The organism is Novosphingobium bradum, from assembly GCF_042646485.1.
Lineage (GTDB): Bacteria > Pseudomonadota > Alphaproteobacteria > Sphingomonadales > Sphingomonadaceae > Novosphingobium > Novosphingobium bradum.
Genome location: NZ_JBHRTQ010000002.1, coordinates 1,091 through 19,647, shown reverse-complemented (window position 1 = coordinate 19,647; position 18,557 = coordinate 1,091). Strand labels below are relative to the sequence as shown.

The following is an 18,557-nucleotide window of genomic DNA, read 5'->3' as shown; positions in this document are numbered from 1 at the left end:
TTTCAGGTTCACCGATTTCAGGTTCGGCGAATTCAGGCGCCGGTGGACACCAGCGACGCCGCCCAGATCACTGCACCGACATGGAGCAAGATGGCAATGGCCACCGAGCGCCTCAGGGCCGGGCTCATGGCGGTCAGGCCAGGGCCGGTGCGGCGAGGGTGGTGATCCACAGCAACTGGCTGACGCCGGCGGCAAGGGCGAAGGCGAGGAGGTAGGCCGGGCGGGGGAGGGCAGAGCGCATTGATCGATCTCCGATATGTTCGTTATCGTTTTTCAATACATGGAGTCGACCTTATCGTCAATCGATAATATCGAAAAACGATGCGCGGCGGATTGGTCGCTGGGGTGGCGTCGGGCGGCATCGGGCTGGCTGGGGTGAGCGCTGGCCGGAGCGGGCCGCAAATGCGCCGGATTGCGCGGCGCCGCGTTGACCTTGGGGGGCGGCAGGCCTATAGGGTTCGTTCGCTCGGAGGCTTCGAGCAAGGCGGTTCGTGCGCGGGAACTGCCCAAGAAGGAAGCTTTTCCGGGTTTTCATGCGACGCGAATCTGCTGCGGGTAGCGGCTCCCACTGGGAGTGCGCGTGCCTGCCTGTTTCGCGTTCATGGCCACCGATCGCGTATGTGGCATGATTTTTCTGGCCGGCAATTCGTCCGGCCGCACGAGAAGAGGCAAAGACTCCCTCATGGCGACCAAGCCCCAAGTGCAGGCTGCGCGCAACGCGCGCTCCAAGCGGATCCGCAAGATCTTCGGCGACATCCACGAAGTGGTGCAGATGCCGAACCTGATCGAGGTCCAGCGCGAAAGCTACGAGCAGTTCCTGAGGTCGGACCCGGCCACGGGCTATGTCTCGGGCCTCGAAAAGACCCTGCGTTCGGTGTTCCCGATCCGCGACTTCGCCGGCACCGCCGAGCTGGACTTCGTTCACTACGAGTTGGAGCCGCCCAAGTACGACGTGACCGAGTGCCGCCAGCGCGGCATCACCTATGCCGCCCCGATGAAGGTGACCCTGCGCCTGATCGTGTTCGAGGTGGATTCGGAAACTGAAACCCGCTCCGTGCTCGATATCAAGGAGCAGGACGTCTACATGGGCGATATGCCGCTGATGACGGAGAACGGCACGTTCTTCATCAACGGCACCGAGCGCGTGATCGTTTCGCAGATGCACCGTTCGCCGGGCGTCCTGTTCGACCACGATCGCGGCAAGACCCACTCCTCGGGCAAGTACCTGTTCGCCGCCCGCGTGATCCCCTACCGCGGTTCGTGGCTGGACTTCGAGTTCGACGCCAAGGACATCGTCAACGTCCGCATCGACCGCAAGCGCAAGCTGCCGGTGACCGCGCTGCTCCACGCGCTGGGCCTGGGCGACGAAGACATCCTCAACCACTTCTACGAGACCGTGAGTTGGGTGCGCGGCCAGGGCGGCTGGCAGGTGCCCTTCGTGGTCGAGCAATGGCGCGGCGCCAAGCCGGCCTTCGACATCGTCGACGCCAAGAGCGGCGAGGTGATCTTCCCCGCTGGCACAAAGATCTCCCCGCGCGCCGCCAACAAGGCGGAAAAGGACGGGCTTGCCCAGCTGCTGATCCCGACCGAGGAAATCTTCGGCCGCTATTCCGCGCTCGACCTTATCGATGAGAGCACGGGCCGCATCTGGATCGAAGCCGGCGACGAAGTGACGCCGGAGAACCTGGAAGCGCTCGACAAGGCCGGGATCGACCGGATCGAGCTGCTCGACATCGACCACATCAACACCGGCCCGTGGATCCGCAACACCCTGAAGGCCGACAAGGCCCCGGACCGCGACCATGCCCTGGCCGACATCTACCGCGTGATGCGCCCTGGCGAGCCGCCGACGCGCGAGACCGCTGAAGCCCTGTTCGAAGGCCTGTTCTTCGACGGCGACCGCTATGACCTCTCGGCCGTCGGCCGCGTGAAGCTGAATATGCGCCTGGGCCTCGACGCCGAGGATACCATCACCACGCTGCGTACCGAGGACATCCTCGCCGTGGTCAAGGAGCTGGTGAACCTCAAGGACGGCAAGGGCGAGGTTGACGACATCGACAACCTCGGCAACCGCCGCGTCCGTTCGGTGGGCGAGCTGCTGGAGAACCAGTACCGCGTCGGCCTGCTCCGCATGGAGCGCGCGGTGAAGGAGCGGATGAGTTCGGTCGACGTGTCGACCGTGATGCCGAACGACCTGATCAACGCCAAGCCGGCCGTGGCCGCGGTGCGCGAGTTCTTCGGTTCGAGCCAGCTCTCGCAGTTCATGGACCAGACCAACCCGCTCTCGGAAGTCACCCACAAGCGCCGCGTCTCGGCGCTCGGGCCGGGCGGCCTCACCCGTGAGCGCGCGGGCTTCGAGGTCCGCGACGTTCACCCGACCCACTACGGCCGCATCTGCCCGATCGAGACGCCCGAAGGCCCGAACATCGGCCTGATCAACTCGCTGAGCACCTTCGCCCGCGTCAACAAGTACGGCTTCATCGAGACGCCCTACCGCAAGGTGATCGACGGCAAGGTGACCAACGAGGTCGTCTACCTGTCGGCCATGGAAGAGGCCAAGCACACGGTTGCCCAGGCCTCGGCCGAGCTGACCGCCGATGGCTCCTTCGTGGAGGAACTGGTCTCGGCGCGTGAAAGCGGCGAGTTCGTGATGAGCCCGCGCGAGCACGTGACGCTGATGGACGTCAGTCCCAAGCAGCTCGTCTCGGTGGCCGCCTCGCTCATTCCGTTCCTGGAAAACGACGACGCCAACCGCGCGCTGATGGGCTCGAATATGCAGCGCCAGGCGGTGCCGCTGGTCAAGGCCGAGGCGCCGTTCGTGGGCACCGGCATGGAAGCGACCGTGGCGCGCGATTCGGGCGCGGCGATCGCCGCCCTGCGTCCCGGCGTGGTCGACCAGGTCGACGCGACCCGCATCGTCATCCGCGCCTCGGGCGACATCGAGGCCGGCCAGTCGGGCGTGGACATCTACACGCTGCAGAAGTTCCAGCGCTCGAACCAGTCGACCTGCATCAACCAGCGCCCGCTGGTGAAGGTGGGTGACCTGGTGGAAGCCGGCGACATCATCGCCGACGGCCCCTCGACCGAACTGGGCGAACTGGCCCTGGGCCGCAACGTGCTGGTCGCGTTCATGCCCTGGAACGGCTACAACTACGAGGACTCCATCCTGATCTCCGAGCGGATCGTGAAGGATGACGTCTTCACCTCGATCCACATCGAGGAGTTCGAGGTCATGGCCCGCGACACCAAGCTCGGGCCGGAAGACATCACCCGCGACATCCCCAACGTCGGCGAGGAAGCGCTTCGCAACCTCGATGAGGCGGGCATCGTCTATATCGGCGCGGAAGTTCACCCCGGTGACATCCTCGTCGGCAAGATCACGCCCAAGGGCGAATCGCCGATGACGCCGGAAGAGAAGCTGCTGCGCGCGATCTTCGGCGAAAAGGCCAGCGACGTGCGCGACACCTCGCTGCGCCTGCCCCCGGGCGTGGCCGGCACGATCGTCGACGTGCGCGTGTTCAACCGTCACGGCATCGAGATCGACGACCGTACCCGCGCGATCCAGAACGAGGAGATCGAACGCCTCGCCAAGGACCGCGAGGACGAGCGCGCGATCCTCAACCGCGCCACCTTCAACCGCCTGCGCGAGATGCTGATCGGCCAGGTGGCCGCGGCCGCTCCCAAGGGCTTCAAGAAGGGCGACACGATCACCGAGGACAACCTCGCCGAGGTCGAGCGCTACGAGTGGTGGAAGTTCGCCGTCGCCGACGATGCGCGCCAGGTGCAGCTGGAAGCGGTCAAGGCCCAGTACGACGAGACCGTCAAGGCGATCAGCGAGAAGTTCGAGGATCGCAAGGAGAAGCTGGAGCGCGGCGACGAGCTGGCCCCGGGCGTGCTCAAGATGGTCAAGGTCTTCGTCGCGGTGAAGCGCAAGCTCCAGCCGGGCGACAAGATGGCCGGCCGTCACGGCAACAAGGGCATCATCAGCCGCATCCTGCCGGCCGAGGATATGCCCTTCCTGGAAGACGGCACCCCCGTTGACTTCGTGCTCAACCCGCTGGGCGTGCCGAGCCGCATGAACGTCGGGCAGATCTTCGAAACGCACCTGGGCTGGGCCGCGCGCGGCCTTGGCCGCAAGATCGGCGATGCGCTGGATGCCTGGCGCGAGGCCAACCCGAACCCCACTGCTGGCCAGCCGCCGGAAGCGGTCCGGGCGCTGCTCGCCGAGATCTATGGCGACAACTACACCAGCGAGATCGCCGGCCGCAGTGCCGAATCGATCATCGAACTGGCGCAGAACGTGCGCGGCGGCGTGCCGATGGGCACTCCGGTGTTCGACGGCGCGGTGGAAGCCGACGTGACCGCCATGCTGCGGATGGCGGGCCTGGACGAGAGCGGGCAGGTCGACCTCTACGATGGCCGCACCGGCGACCGGTTCGACCGCAAGGTGACCGTGGGCTACAAGTACGTGCTCAAGCTGCACCACCTGGTCGACGACAAGATCCACGCGCGTTCGATCGGGCCTTACAGCCTCGTCACCCAGCAGCCGCTGGGCGGCAAGGCGCAGTTCGGCGGCCAGCGCTTCGGCGAAATGGAGGTCTGGGCGCTCCAGGCCTATGGCGCGGCCTATACCTTGCAGGAAATGCTCACGGTGAAATCGGACGACGTGGTCGGCCGCACCAAGGTCTACGAGGCGATCGTCAAGGGCGACGATACCTTCGAGGCCGGCATTCCCGAGAGCTTCAACGTGCTCGTCAAGGAAATGCGCTCGCTCGGCCTCAACGTGGAGCTCAACTCGATGATCGACCACGACGATGCCGACGACGAGGCGATCAACAACCAGCGCCACGCGGCGGAATAGGCGCGGACGGGCGGCCTTGCCGGTCGCCCGTCCCCCGCTTCGCCCGATTGCCTTGACCCCTAGAGGGACAGAAACATGAACGACCTGACCAAGTTCACCAACCAGCTGGCCAAGCCGGAAACCTTCGACCAGATCCAGATCGGGATCGCCAGCCCCGAGCGTATCCGCTCGTGGTCGTTTGGCGAGATCAAGAAGCCCGAGACGATCAACTACCGCACCTTCAAGCCCGAGCGCGACGGCCTGTTCTGCGCCCGCATCTTCGGGCCGGTGAAGGACTACGAGTGCCTTTGCGGCAAGTACAAGCGGATGAAGTACAAGGGCGTCGTCTGCGAGAAGTGCGGCGTCGAGGTTACCGTCACCAAGGTGCGCCGCGAGCGCATGGGCCACATCGAGCTGGCCGCGCCCGTTGCCCACATCTGGTTCCTCAAGTCGCTGCCCTCGCGCATCGGCCTGCTGCTGGATATGCAGCTCAAGCAGCTTGAGCGCGTGCTCTACTTCGAGAGCTACATCGTCACCGAGCCGGGCCTGACCCCGCTGGAGAAGTTCCAGCTGATCACCGAGGACGAGCTTTACGAATACCAGGACGAGTATGGCGAAGACGCCTTCTCGGCCGGGATCGGCGCCGAGGCGGTCAAGCTGATGCTCATGGACCTGGACCTGGTCCAGGAGCGCGAGGACCTGCTCAAGGAGCTGTCCGAGACCAAGAGCGAACTGAAGCCCAAGAAGATCATCAAGCGCCTCAAGGTGGTGGAATCGTTCATCGATTCCGGCAACCGCCCGGAGTGGATGATCCTCGACGTGGTGCCGGTCATTCCGCCGGAACTGCGCCCGCTGGTGCCGCTCGACGGCGGCCGCTTCGCGACTTCGGATCTCAACGATCTCTATCGCCGCGTCATCAACCGCAACAACCGCCTCAAGCGCCTGATCGAACTGCGCGCGCCCGACATCATCGTCCGCAACGAAAAGCGGATGCTCCAGGAAGCGGTTGACGCCCTGTTCGACAACGGGCGCCGCGGCCGGGTCATTACCGGCGCCAACAAGCGGCCCTTGAAGTCGCTGTCCGATATGCTCAAGGGCAAGCAGGGCCGCTTCCGCCAGAACCTGCTCGGCAAGCGCGTCGACTATTCGGGCCGTTCGGTCATCGTGACCGGGCCGGAATTGAAGCTGCACCAGTGCGGCCTGCCCAAGAAGATGGCGCTCGAACTGTTCAAGCCGTTCATCTACGCGCGGCTCGATGCCAAGGGTCTGTCGATGACTCTGAAGCAGGCCAAGAAGTGGGTCGAGAAGGAGCGCAAGGAAGTCTGGGACATCCTGGACGAAGTGATCCGCGAGCACCCGGTGCTGCTGAACCGCGCGCCCACGCTCCACCGCCTCGGCATCCAGGCCTTCGAGCCCGTGCTGATCGAGGGCAAGGCGATCCAGCTGCACCCGCTGGTCTGCTCGGCCTTCAACGCCGACTTCGACGGTGACCAGATGGCCGTCCACGTTCCGCTTTCGCTGGAAGCCCAGCTGGAAGCGCGCGTGCTGATGATGTCGACCAACAACATCCTCAGCCCCGCGAACGGCAAGCCGATCATCGTGCCCTCGCAGGACATGGTCCTGGGCCTCTACTACCTCTCGATGGACCGCGAAGGCGAGCCGGGCGAGGGGATGCTGATGGCCGACATGGCCGAGGTGCACCAGGCGCTCTACGCCGGGGCGGTGACGCTCCACTCCAAGGTGATCGCGCGCGTTCCCCAGACCGACGAGAACGGCCAGGAATACATCGGCCGCTTCGAGACGACTCCGGGCCGGATGCTGATCGGCGAATGCCTGCCCAAGAGCCACAAGGTGCCCTTCGAGGTGGTCAACCGCCTGCTCACCAAGAAGGAAATCGGCGACGTCATCGACCAAGTCTATCGCCACACCGGCCAGAAGGACACGGTCCTGTTCGCCGACGCGATCATGGCGCTGGGCTTCCGCCACGCGTTCAAGGCCGGCATCTCCTTCGGCAAGGATGACATGATCATCCCGGATTCGAAGGTGGAACTGGTCGACAAGACCAAGGAACTGGTGGCTGATTATGAACAGCAGTACCAGGACGGCCTGATCACCCAGCAGGAAAAGTACAACAAGGTCATCGACGCCTGGAGCCGCTGCGGCGACCAGGTGGCCGCGGCCATGATGGACGAGATCAAGGCGACCCCGAAGGACGAGCACGGGCGGCAGAAGCCGGTCAACTCGATCTACATGATGAGCCATTCGGGCGCGCGTGGTTCGCCGACCCAGATGAAGCAGCTTGCCGGGATGCGCGGCCTGATGGCCAAGCCGTCGGGCGAGATCATCGAGACGCCGATCATCTCGAACTTCAAGGAAGGCCTGACCGTTCTTGAATACTTCAACTCCACCCACGGCGCCCGCAAGGGTCTCGCGGACACCGCGCTCAAGACGGCGAACTCGGGCTACCTGACCCGCCGCCTGGTCGACGTGTCGCAGGACTGCGTGGTGGTCATCCCCGATTGCGGGACCGAGCGGGCGCTGGAAATGCGCGCGATCATCCAGGGCGGTTCGACCATCGCCTCGCTGGGCGAGCGCATCCTGGGCCGCACCCTGGCCGAGGATATCCTCGACAAGGACGGCAAGGTTGTGGCCGCCAAGGGCGACCTGCTCGACGAGGCCGCCGTGGCCCGGATCGAGGCGGTCGACCCGCAGGGTGCGCGCATCCGTTCGCCGCTGATCTGCGAGGCCGAACAGGGCGTTTGCGCGACCTGCTACGGGCGCGACCTCGCCCGTGGTACCCCGGTGAACATCGGCGAGGCGGTCGGCGTGATCGCCGCCCAGTCGATCGGCGAGCCGGGCACCCAGCTCACCATGCGTACCTTCCACATCGGTGGCGCGGCGCAGGTCAACGAGCAGTCGCACCTTGAAGCGCTGTGCGACGGCACGGTCGAATACCGCGACATCCCTACCATCACCGACAAGCGCGGCCGCCGGCTGAGCCTGGCCCGTGGCGGCGAGATCGTGGTGCTCGACAGCGAGGGCCGCGAGCGCGCGATGCACCGCGTGCCCTATGGTACCCACCTGCTCCACGAGCACGGCGCGATCATCAGCCAGGGCGATCGCCTGGCCGAGTGGGATCCGTTCACCACCCCGGTGATCACGGAAAAGCCGGGTATCGTGAAGTACCAGGACCTGATCGACGGCAAGACCCTGACCGAGCAGACTGACGAAGCGACCGGTATGTCGAGCCGCGTCGTGACCGAGAACCGCTCGACCAGCCGTTCCAAGAAGGAAGACCTGCGTCCGCGCCTGACCCTGCTTGACGACGCCTCGGGCGAGGCCGCGCGCTACCTGATGGCGCCGGGCACCACCCTTTCGGTGGAAGACGGGCAGGCGGTCGAAGCCGGTGACGTGCTGGCCCGTGCCAGCCGCGAAGCCGCCAAGACCCGCGACATCACCGGCGGTCTGCCGCGCGTTGCCGAGTTGTTCGAGGCCCGCAAGCCCAAGGACAACTCGATCATCGCCAAGATCGCCGGCCGGATCGAATTCGTCCGCGACTACAAGGCCAAGCGCAAGATCGCGATCGTTCCGGAAGAGGGCGATCCGATCGAGTACCTGATCCCCAAGAGCCGCGTCATCGACGTGCAGGAGGGCGACTGGGTCAAGAAGGGCGACAACCTGATTTCCGGTTCGCCCGATCCGCACGACATCTTGGAAGTGATGGGGGTCGAGGCTCTGGCCGAGTACCTCGTCGCGGAAATCCAGGAAGTCTACCGCTTGCAGGGCGTGAAGATCAACGACAAGCACATCGAGGTGATCGTTCGCCAGATGCTGCAGAAGGTCGAGATCACCGACGGTGGCGACACCGTGCTGCTGGCGGGCGAGCAGGTTGACCGCGAGGAAATGGACGAGATCAACGCCAAGCTGGCCGAGGGCATGGCGCCCGCGGTTGGCAAGCCGGTGCTGCTGGGCATCACCAAGGCGAGCCTCCAGACCCGTTCGTTCATCTCGGCGGCCTCGTTCCAGGAGACCACCCGCGTGCTCACCCAGGCCGCGGTCGAGGGCAAGCGCGACAGCCTGATCGGGCTCAAGGAGAACGTGATCGTCGGCCGGCTCATCCCGGCGGGCACGGGCGCCGGCATGAACCGCCTGCGCGTGGCGGCCACCAGCCGCGACGCGGCGCTGCGCGCGCAGTATCGCAAGCTCCAGGAAAGCCTGATCGCGCCGGCAACGGCGGCCGAGGAACACGCCGCCGAACTGGCGCAGGGTCCGGAAGCCGCGATCGGCGACGATCCGTTGGCCGTGGTCGAGGGCGAGACCCACGGCACCGATGCCGATGCCGGCGACTATCTGGTGAATGGCGCCGAGGATAACGGGGGCGAGGCCTGAGGCCCGCCGGACACCTGAGCCAGCGACAAGGAAATGGCCCCGCCGGAGCGATCCGGCGGGGCTTTTTCTTGGCATGGGGCCATGCTGCCCCGGGGCGGCGATTTCAGTTGGCGGCGCTGTAGATCGCTCGGCCCTGCTTGTAGGTGGCGCTCACCTTCAGGCGCAGCAGGTCTTCCGGGGCGGTGGCCAGCGGATTGGCGCTCAGCACGACGAAGTCGGCGTATTTTCCCGGCTCGATCGTGCCTTTGATGCCATCTTCGCCCAATTGCAGCGCGGCATTGCGGGTGACCTCACCGAGCGCCTCGAACACGCTGACCCGCTCGGCGGCGCCAAGGATGTCGCCCGAACGGGTGCGGCGGGTGGCGGCCGACCAGACCAGGCGGATCATGTCGGGCGGGACGATCGGGGCATCGTTGTGGATGGTGGGGGCCAGGCCGAGATCGATGGCCTCGCGCTGGGGCGAGATGCGCTCGGCCCGTTCAGCCCCGAGCACCACCTCGCGGTGCCAATCGCCCCAGTAGAAGGTATGGGCGGCAAAGAAGCTGGGGACGATGCCAAGCGCCTTCATCGCCACCAGTTGATCGTGCCGCGCAGTCTGCGCGTGGACCGCGACGGGCCGCACCAGCGGCGTGCCGCCATCGGCGTTCACCGCGCGCACGGCATCGATCAGTTGCTGGATCGCTGCATCGCCGTTGACGTGGGCATAGACCTGCCAGCCATGGTTGGCGGCGCGGCGCAGGCTGGCGCGCAGGACTTCGTCGGGCACCTGGCGATAGCCGGCATAGCGGGCGTCCTGGCCGGGCGGGGGCTGGTGATAGGGCTCGCTCAGCCAGGCGGTGCGGCCCTGGGGCGAACCGTCGATTATCAGCTTGATCCCGGCGGCGCGCAGGTGCCCGGCATAGGCGGCGGTGAACGGCAGGCTGTCGAGCGCGGGCCATTTCGCGGCGAGCAGCGGCACGGCATCGACATCGAGGATGAGACGCGAACGCCGGGCTGCTTCGGCCAAGAGGTCCCAGGCGTCCGGCATGGTCGCCCCGTCCTGCGCGGTGGTCAGCCCGTTGCGGGCATAGACGCGCTGGGCTTCGTCGAGCTGGGCCAGCTGCTGGTCGAGCGAGGGTGGCGCGAGCAGGCGCATGGCCATGAAGATCGCGGTTTCCTCGATCGGGCCTGACGCGGTCCGGCCGTCAGCTTCGCGGTGGATGACGCCGCCGGGCGGATCGGCGGCGGGATGCAGCATTCCCGCCAGGTCCAGCGCCCGGGTGTTGAGCGTGGCGAGGTGCCCGGATACGTGCATGATGAAGATCGGCCGGTCGGCGCTGACCGCATCGAGTTCCGCGCGGGTGGGGTGGCGATGCTCGGCCAGGAGCGAATCGTCGTAGCCGTTGCCCACGATCCAGCCGTCGCCGGGTTGCGCCTTCAGCCGTTCGCGCAGGGCGGCCTGCAGGCCCGCGATATCGGTGACCGGCCCGACCGGGGGCGAGGCCAGCGGGACCATCGCGGCCATGCGGGCCAGCGCGGTGAGGTGGCCGTGGGCATCGATGAAGCCGGGCAGCAGGGTTTGTCCCGCCAGATCGACCACGCGGGTGGCCTTGCCGCGCAGCCTGGCCATGGCCGCCTCGCTGCCCAGGGCCAGCACGCGCCCGTCCTTCACCGCCACGGCCTCGGCGCGGGCGTCGGGCGCGGTCATCGGGATGATGGTGCCGTGCTGGAAGATGATGTCGGCCACCGGCGCGGGCGCGGCCTGGGCCTGGCCGGCGGCGGCGATGGCGAGCAGGGCCAGCACGGCGTTGACGGCACCTTTCATTGCGATTGCTCCCCTCCCGATGGCTCAAGGATGCCGGTCAATCTTGCTTGCCGCAATCCCCTGCGCTTGCCGCCCGTCGGTCTGTGACCTAGTCATGCCCCATGGTCGATACGCTCAAGATCACCCTTGCCCAGATGAACCAGTCGGTCGGAGACCTTGCCGGAAATGCCGCGGCCATGCTTGCCGTGCGCGACAAGGCGCGCGGGTCGGACCTGGTGGTGTTCCCCGAGCTGCAACTGGTCGGCTATCCGCCCGAGGACCTGATCCTCAAGCCCGCACTGGTGGAACGCGCGGCGGCCGAGCTGGAGAAGATGGCCAAGGTCACGGCCGATGGCGGGCCGGCCATGTTGGTGGGCAGCGTGTTCGTGCGCGACGGGGCGCTGCACAATGGCGTGGCCCTGCTCGATGGCGGCAGGATCGCGGCGGTGCGCTTCAAGCGCGAATTGCCCAATTACGGCACCTTCGACGAGATGCGCCTGTTCCAGCCAGGCGAACTGCCCGAGCCGATCGTGTTCAAGGGGGTGATGATCGGGGTGCCGATCTGCGAGGACATCTGGCAGCCCGACGTCTGCCGGCACCTTGCCGATTTCGGCGCGGAACTGCTGATCGTGCCCAACGGCAGCCCCTACGAGATCGACAAGGACAGCCTCAGGATCGATGGTGTGGCCAAGCTGCGGGCGGTCGATACCCGGCTGCCGCTGGCCTACCTCAACCGCGTTGGCGGGCAGGACGAACTGGTGTTCGACGGGGCAAGCTTCGTCATCAACGGCGACGGCGCGCTGGCCGTGCAGATGACCGACTGGGAGGAGCAGGTCGTCGAGACCCGCTGGACCCGCACCGCGCAAGGGTGGCGCTGCGACCGGGGCGAGATCGCCCAGCTGGCCGACCACCCCGAGGACATCTACTGCGCGATGGTGCTGGCGCTGCGCGACTATGTGGACCGCAACCGCTTTCCCGGCGTGGTGCTGGGGCTTTCCGGCGGGATCGACAGCGCGATCTGCGCGGCGATCGCCGCCGATGCGCTGGGGCCAAGCCGCGTGTGGTGCGTGATGCTGCCCAGCGCCTATACCAGCCAGGAAAGCCTGGATGATGCGACCGAGTGCGCGCGGCTGATCGGCTGCCGCTATGATACGGTGCCGATCGCCCCGGCGGTGGGGGCTTTCACCGATATGCTGGCGCCGGTCTTCGCCGGGCAGAAGCCGGATGTCACCGAGGAAAACCTGCAATCGCGCATTCGCGGGGTGACCTTGATGGCCCTGTCCAACAAGTTTGGGCCGATGCTTCTGACCACGGGCAACAAGTCTGAAATGTCAGTGGGTTATGCCACGATCTATGGCGACATGGCCGGCGGCTACAACCCGCTGAAAGACGCCTACAAGATGACCGTATTTGCCATCAGCCGGTGGCGCAACGCCCATAGACCGAAGATCGGCCTCGGTCCGGTGGGACCGGTCATCCCGGAGAACATCATCACCAAGCCGCCGAGCGCGGAACTGCGCCCGGACCAGAAGGATTCGGATTCGCTGCCGCCCTACGAGGTGCTTGACGCGATCCTGCTGGGGCTGGTGGAGCACGAGAAATCGGTGGCCCAGCTGGTGGGCGAAGGTTTCGACCACGATACCGTGGTGCGGATCGAGCGCCTGCTGCACCTGGCCGAATACAAGCGCCGGCAGGCGCCGCCTGGGGTCAAGCTGGGCAGCCGCAACTTCGGCCGTGACCGGCGCTATCCGATCACCCACGCCTTCCGCTCTGCCTGAGGGCGCGCCGGCCTAGCCTTCGCGGCGCGGGGGCGGTAGGGCGCTGCCATGGCCACCGTCACCCGCTTTGCCCCTTCGCCCACCGGCACGCTGCACGTCGGCAATATCCGCACGGCGCTGCACAACTGGCTGCTCGCGCGCAAGGGAGGCGGGCGCTTCCTGCTGCGGATCGACGATACCGATGCGGCGCGCAGCCGCGAGGACTACGTGGAGGCGATCCGGGCCGACCTTGCCTGGCTGGGACTGGCGCCCGACGGGGAGGAGCGGCAATCGGCCCGCACCGCGCTCTATGAGCGCGAGTTCGCGCGGCTGGTCGCGGCGGGCCGCGTCTATCGCTGCTACGAGACCGCGCAGGAGCTGGAGCTCAAGCGCAAGATCCAGCTTGGGCGCGGGTTGCCGCCGATCTACGACCGGGCCGCGCTGGCGCTGGGCGAGGCAGACCATGAAGCCCGGGCGGCGGCGGGGGAGCAGCCGCACTGGCGCTTCCTGCTGGATCGCGCCACGCCGATCGAATGGGACGACGGCATCCGGGGGCCGCAGCACTTCGATCCGGGCGCGATGAGCGATCCGGTGGTGCGCCGCGCCGATGGCTCGTGGCTCTATATGCTGCCCAGCGTGATCGACGACGTGGCCATGGGCGTCACCCAGGTGCTGCGCGGCGAGGACCATGTGAGCAATACCGCCGCCCAGGTGCAGATGTTCACCGCGCTGGGGGCCGAGCCGCCGGCCTTCGCCCACGAGGCGCTGCTGGTGGGGAGCGAGGGCAAGCTGTCCAAGCGGTTGGGCTCGCTGGGCGTTTCGGCCTTCCGCGAACAGGGGATCGAGCCGGAAGCGCTGGTGGCGCTGCTGGCGCGGCTGGGCACCTCGCAGGCGGTGGAAGCCATTGCCGACCGGGGCGAACTGGTGGCGAGCTTCGACCTTGCCGCCTTCGGCCGCGCGCCGGCCCGGTTCGACGAGGCCGAACTGCACCGCCTGAACGCGCAGATCATCCACAAGCTGCCGTTCGACCGGGTGGCCCACCTGCTGCCCGCGGGCATGGATACGGCGGCGTGGGAGGCGATCCGGCCCAACCTGGCGCAGATCGGCGAGGCGGCGGACTGGTGGCGGGTGGTGACGGGGCCGGTGGCCGCGCCCGAATTTGATGAAGATACAAAGGAATATCTGAAGAAGGCGCGCATGGCGGCGGAACGCCTCTACTGGCATGATCCTGACCTTCAGTCCGGACTGTGGTCGATGCTGACCTCGATCTTGAAGACTGAAACCGGGCGTAAAGGCAAAGAGTTGTTCCTCCCGCTGCGGTTGGCACTTACTGGCCGGGAGCACGGCCCTGACATGGGGGCTTTGATGCCGCTGATCGGGCGCGAGGAAGTGTTGGCGCGGTTGGCATAAGGCGGCATCATTCCTCACCGCTCACCCTGAGCTTGTCGAAGGGTGGCGCCGCGGCCGTGGTGCATGGCGCTTCGACAGGCTCAGCGCGAGCGGGCATCAGGGTGTGCGCGCAAGTCTCAGGTCGGGTGCGCGGGGGTGGCAGGGTGTGACGCTTGAAACCCGATGCGCCTTCCCGCATTTCCCCGATATGGCGCGCGCGGTGTTCATCGACCTGGCGGGGGTGGTCTATCAGGGGAGCGACCTGATCCCCGGCGCCATCGCGGCCATCGGGCGGCTGCGCGCGGCGGGGCTGGCCGTGCGGTTCCTGACCAATACCACGCGTACCCCCCGGCGGCTGATCGCCGCGCAACTGGCGGCCATGGGCGTGGACGTGGCCGATGGCGAGCTGTTCACCCCGGCGGGGTCGGCTTGCGCCTGGCTGGCGGCGCGAGGCATGGCGCCGCACCTGCTGGTCCACCCTGCGCTGGCCGAGGATTTTGCCGGGTGCGGCGGGGAAGGGCCGGGCGCGGTGGTGGTGGGCGATGCCGGCGAGGCCTTTTCCTATGGCGCGATGAACGCGGCCTTCAGGGCGCTGGTGGCCGGCGCGCCCTTGCTGGCGCTGGCCCGCAACCGCACCTTCCTGGATGCCGATGGCGCGCTCAGCCTTGATGCCGGGGCTTTCGTCGTCGGGCTGGAATTCGCCGCGCGGGTCCGGGCGCTGGTACTGGGCAAGCCTGCGCCGGAGTTCTTCGCGCTGGCGGTGGCCTCGGTTGGCTGCGCGGCGGACGAGGTGGTGATGATCGGCGACGACGCCGAGGCCGACGTGGCCGGGGCGCTGGCGGCGGGGCTGGGCCGGGCGGTGCTGGTCCGCACCGGCAAGTACCGCCCGGGCGACGAGGCGGCGTTCAGCCCCGCGCCGAGCCACGTGGCGGATGACTTGATGGGCGCAGTGGGTTGGCTTCTGGCGGCCGCCTGATTTCAGCCCGCGCGCCAGAGCGGGTATTGCACCAGCCGGCTTCCTGCCGGCAGCACGGCATCGATCGCGCGGGCGGGCTGGAGCGCGGCGAGGATCGCGGGATCGGCGGCGTCCATCCCGCCGGTCAGCGCGCCGAAGGCCGGCAGGATCATCCGGTGGTCCGAGCGCACGGCGCAGGGCCGCACGATCCGCCGCCCGCGCAGGGTGAGCCGCAGCCGGGGGTGATAGTGGCCCGACAGTTCCGGCGCCGCTTCGCCGGGCCGCGCCTGGTGGCGCAGGCACAGGCCCGCGACGGCCAGTTCCTCGACCTGCGTGCCATCGAGCGTGGCGGCGCCATCGTGGTTGCCGGTGATCCACACCCAGTCGGTCGCCCGGGTGAGCGCGGCGAGCATCCCCGCGGCATGGGGTTCGAGCCGGGCCGGGCCATCGGCATCGTGGAACGAATCGCCCAGGCAGAACACCCGCCGCGCGCCGGTTTCGCGCAGGGCGATGGCCAGGCGGCCCAGGGTTTCCCGGCTGTCATAGGGGGGGAGCGGCTGGCCGCGCGCGGCGAACCAGCTGGCCTTTTCGAGATGCAGGTCGGCCACCAGCAGCGCATTCTCGCGCGGCCAGTAAAGTGCGCCGGAGGCGGTGAGCCGCCATTCCTGTCCTGCGAACGAAAGGGGAACCATCGCTTGTCCCTTGCGACAGGGCGCCGCGCTTGGCAAGGGACAAGCGATGACTGACTGGACCCCCTTCACCGCCCGCGCCCGCACCTGGTTCGAAACCCTGCGCGACCAGATCTGCGCCGAGTTCGAGGCGATCGAGCGCGAGGCCGGCAGCGACGCCCGTTTCGCCTATACCCCCTGGACCCGCCAGAGCGTGGCCGAAGGCGACAATGGGGGCGATACCGGCGGCGGCACGCAGGGGCTGATGAAGGGCAAGGTGTTCGAGAAGGTGGGGGTGAACGTCTCCACCGTGCAGGGCGCGCTCAACCCGCAGTTCGCCGCCACGATCAACGGGGCCGATGCCGCCAATCCCCGCTTCAGCGCCACCGGGATCAGCCTGGTGGCGCACATGGCCAATCCCCAGGTGCCCGCCGTTCACATGAACACCCGGTTCCTGACCACCACCAAGGCCTGGTTCGGCGGCGGTGCCGACCTCAACCCGCCGCTGCCCTTCGCCGAGGATACCGACGAATTCCACGCCGCGATGAAGGCGGCCTGCGATCCCCACGCGCCCGATTATTACGAGCGGTTCAAGGCCTGGGCGGACGACTATTTCTACATTCCCCACCGCAAGGTTCATCGCGGGGTGGGCGGGATCTTCTACGATCATCTCGAATGCGGCGACGAGGCCATGTGGGAGGCCCATTTCGCCTTCACCCAGGACGTGGGCCGCGCTTTCCTGGCCGCCTTCCCGGCCATCGTGCGGCGGCGGATGGGGCTGGAGTTCACCCCGGCCGACAGGCAGGCCCAGCTGGAATATCGCGGGCGTTACGCCGAGTTCAACCTGGTCTATGATCGCGGCACGCTGTTCGGCCTGAAGACCGGCGGCAACATCGATGCCATCCTGATGAGCCTGCCGCCAGAAGCTGTCTGGTCCTGAGGAGACTTTGCCCATGCGCCTGTCCAAGCTTTCGCTCGCTTCGGTGACCTTGCTGGCCGCGGTGGCGCAGCCCATTCTGGCCGAGCGCCCCTTGCGCCCGGTGGCGGTGGCCACCCTCTATCGCCCCAACGGCACCGTGGCCGGAACGGTCAGCGTGATGCCGCGCCCGGCCGGATCGGTGCTGGAAGTGGAGATTTCGGGCGTGGCGCCGGGGGTGCACGGGATGCACCTCCACGCGGTCGGCAAGTGCGAGGGGCCGGGCTTTGCCAGCGCCGGGGGCCATCTCAACCCCGATCACCGCGCGCATGGCAATCTCAACCCGGCCGGCCAGCACCTGGGCGACCTGCCCAATGTGACCGCCGGCGAGGATGGCCGCATTTCCGCCAAGATCCGCACCCCGATGCGCCCCTTCAAGCTGGCCTCCACCCTGCTGGGCGGCGAAGGCACGGCCCTGGTGCTCCACGCCGATGCCGACGACTACAAGACCGATCCTTCGGGCAACAGCGGCGCGCGGATCGTTTGCGGGGTGTTCGAGCGGCCTTGATCTGGTGCGCTCCTGACATCCGTCAGGAGCTTGCGGCCGATGCCGCAGAAGGAAAGCCCGGATGGGCTTCCCGCGCCCGACAAATGACTTGACCTCGCCGCGGGAAGGGCGATTGGCTGGTCCGTATTCAACCAATCCCAAAACTTTTCTTGCCCTCGAGGGCTCGCTCCGCGCATCGTGCGGGCAATGTTGCGTCAGTATGAACTTGTCGAAAGAGTGAAGGCCTACGATCCGGAGGCGGACGAGGCGGTGCTCAACCGTGCCTATGTCTATACGGTCCAGAAGCACGGCACCCAGAAGCGGGCCAGCGGCGATCCCTATTTCTCGCACCCGGTGGAAGTGGCCGGGCTGATGACCGAGCTCAAGCTCGATACCGACACGATCATCACCGCCCTGCTCCACGATACGATCGAGGATACCCTCGCCACGGTGGAGGAGGTGGAGCGCCTGTTCGGGCCGGACGTTGCCCGGCTGGTCGACGGGGTGACCAAGCTCTCCAAGATCGAGGCCATGACCGAGAGCGAGCGGGCCGCCGAAAACCTGCGGAAGTTCCTCCTGGCGATGAGCGAGGACCTGCGGGTGCTGCTGGTCAAGCTGGCCGACCGCCTCCACAATATGCGTACCCTTCACTTCATCAAGAGCGAGGACAAGCGCCGCCGCATCGCCCGCGAGACCATGGATATCTACGCGCCGCTCGCCGAGCGGGTGGGGATGTACGAATATATGCGCGAGATGCAGCTCCTCGCCTTCGAGCAGCTGGAGCCGGAAGCCTATGCCACGATCAGCGGCCGGCTGGCGCAGATCCGCAGTTCCGAAGGCGGGCAGGTTGACGAGATCGCGCTCTCGATCAAGCAGGCGCTGGCCGAGGCGGGGCTGAAGGTGGAGGTTTCGGGGCGCGAGAAGCATCCCTATTCGATCTGGAAGAAGATGGCCGAGCGCCACGTTTCCTTCGAGCAGATCACCGACATCATGGCCTTCCGCGTGATCGTGGAAAGCGTGGGGGACTGCTACAAGGCGCTGGGCGTGCTCCATCAGCAGTGGCAGATGATCCCCGGGCGCTTCAAGGACTACATCTCCACGCCCAAGTCGAACGGCTACCGCTCGCTCCACACCGCGCTGATCTTCGAGAACTCGATGCGGATGGAGGTGCAGATCCGCACCCGCGATATGCACCGGACCAACGAATTCGGCCTCGCCGCGCACTGGGCCTACAAGCAGGGCGGGGTCACCCCCGATGCCGAGGTGGGCTGGCTGCGCGACCTGATCGAGATCGTCGACGCCAGCCACGATGC

General features: G+C 67.1%; 10 protein-coding genes. 8 read left to right on the top strand and 2 right to left on the bottom strand.

The window, feature by feature from the left end; genetic code table 11:
• The first annotated feature begins 682 nt into the window (after nucleotides 1–682).
• Complete coding sequence (rpoB, locus tag ACFOD9_RS01230; protein ID WP_379508263.1) at nucleotides 683–4,861, top strand: DNA-directed RNA polymerase subunit beta; 4,179 nt, start codon at nucleotides 683–685, stop codon at nucleotides 4,859–4,861.
• Between the two features lie 75 nt (nucleotides 4,862–4,936).
• On the top strand, nucleotides 4,937–9,229 hold the full coding sequence (gene rpoC, locus ACFOD9_RS01225) for a DNA-directed RNA polymerase subunit beta' (protein WP_379508262.1): 4,293 nt from the start codon (nucleotides 4,937–4,939) through the stop codon (nucleotides 9,227–9,229).
• A 103-nt stretch (nucleotides 9,230–9,332) separates the two neighbouring features.
• Here the strand turns inward: rpoC and ACFOD9_RS01220 are convergent, their stop codons facing one another.
• The gene (locus tag ACFOD9_RS01220) at nucleotides 9,333–11,033 is read right to left on the bottom strand and encodes an amidohydrolase (RefSeq protein WP_379508261.1); all 1,701 of its coding nucleotides are present in this window, start codon (nucleotides 11,031–11,033) and stop codon (nucleotides 9,333–9,335) included.
• 101 nt (nucleotides 11,034–11,134) lie between these two features.
• Here ACFOD9_RS01220 and ACFOD9_RS01215 point away from each other — a divergent pair, with 101 nt between their 5' ends.
• The 3 genes from ACFOD9_RS01215 (at nucleotide 11,135) to ACFOD9_RS01205 (ending at nucleotide 15,134) form a co-directional block, all read left to right on the top strand.
• Entirely contained in the window at nucleotides 11,135–12,790 is a 1,656-nt protein-coding gene (locus tag ACFOD9_RS01215) for an NAD+ synthase (RefSeq protein WP_379508260.1), read from the top strand.
• Nucleotides 12,791–12,838: 48 nt separating this feature from the next.
• Nucleotides 12,839–14,179 (top strand): glutamate--tRNA ligase, encoded by a 1,341-nt coding sequence (gene gltX, locus ACFOD9_RS01210; RefSeq protein WP_379508259.1) that lies wholly within the window; start codon nucleotides 12,839–12,841, stop codon nucleotides 14,177–14,179.
• A 187-nt stretch (nucleotides 14,180–14,366) separates the two neighbouring features.
• The gene (locus ACFOD9_RS01205) at nucleotides 14,367–15,134 is read left to right on the top strand and encodes a TIGR01458 family HAD-type hydrolase (RefSeq protein ID WP_379508258.1); all 768 of its coding nucleotides are present in this window, start codon (nucleotides 14,367–14,369) and stop codon (nucleotides 15,132–15,134) included.
• A 2-nt stretch (nucleotides 15,135–15,136) separates the two neighbouring features.
• Here ACFOD9_RS01205 and pdeM read toward each other — a convergent pair whose 3' ends face one another.
• On the bottom strand, nucleotides 15,137–15,805 hold the full coding sequence (gene pdeM / locus ACFOD9_RS01200) for a ligase-associated DNA damage response endonuclease PdeM (protein WP_379508257.1): 669 nt from the start codon (nucleotides 15,803–15,805) through the stop codon (nucleotides 15,137–15,139).
• A 46-nt stretch (nucleotides 15,806–15,851) separates the two neighbouring features.
• On the opposite strand from pdeM, the gene hemF reads away from it, so the two are divergent.
• From hemF to ACFOD9_RS01185, 3 genes are all read left to right on the top strand, one after another.
• Nucleotides 15,852–16,721, top strand: coding sequence for an oxygen-dependent coproporphyrinogen oxidase (gene hemF / locus ACFOD9_RS01195; RefSeq protein WP_379508256.1), 870 nt, complete (start codon nucleotides 15,852–15,854; stop codon nucleotides 16,719–16,721).
• 13 nt (nucleotides 16,722–16,734) lie between these two features.
• Complete coding sequence (locus tag ACFOD9_RS01190) at nucleotides 16,735–17,265, top strand: superoxide dismutase family protein (protein WP_379508255.1); 531 nt, start codon at nucleotides 16,735–16,737, stop codon at nucleotides 17,263–17,265.
• 186 nt (nucleotides 17,266–17,451) lie between these two features.
• Nucleotides 17,452–18,557: RelA/SpoT family protein (locus ACFOD9_RS01185; RefSeq protein WP_379508254.1), on the top strand; the 1,106-nt coding region annotated here is incomplete at its 3' end.

Coding starts and splice junctions, on each gene's coding strand:
- hemF (WP_379508256.1), top strand. CDS start 15,852: ATGACTGACTGGACCCCCTTCACCGCCCGCGCCCGCACCTGGTTCGAA.
- rpoB (WP_379508263.1), top strand. CDS start 683: ATGGCGACCAAGCCCCAAGTGCAGGCTGCGCGCAACGCGCGCTCCAAG.
- ACFOD9_RS01205 (WP_379508258.1), top strand. CDS start 14,367: ATGGCGCGCGCGGTGTTCATCGACCTGGCGGGGGTGGTCTATCAGGGG.
- rpoC (WP_379508262.1), top strand. CDS start 4,937: ATGAACGACCTGACCAAGTTCACCAACCAGCTGGCCAAGCCGGAAACC.
- gltX (WP_379508259.1), top strand. CDS start 12,839: ATGGCCACCGTCACCCGCTTTGCCCCTTCGCCCACCGGCACGCTGCAC.
- ACFOD9_RS01190 (WP_379508255.1), top strand. CDS start 16,735: ATGCGCCTGTCCAAGCTTTCGCTCGCTTCGGTGACCTTGCTGGCCGCG.
- ACFOD9_RS01220 (WP_379508261.1), bottom strand. CDS start 11,033: ATGAAAGGTGCCGTCAACGCCGTGCTGGCCCTGCTCGCCATCGCCGCC.
- ACFOD9_RS01215 (WP_379508260.1), top strand. CDS start 11,135: ATGGTCGATACGCTCAAGATCACCCTTGCCCAGATGAACCAGTCGGTC.
- pdeM (WP_379508257.1), bottom strand. CDS start 15,805: ATGGTTCCCCTTTCGTTCGCAGGACAGGAATGGCGGCTCACCGCCTCC.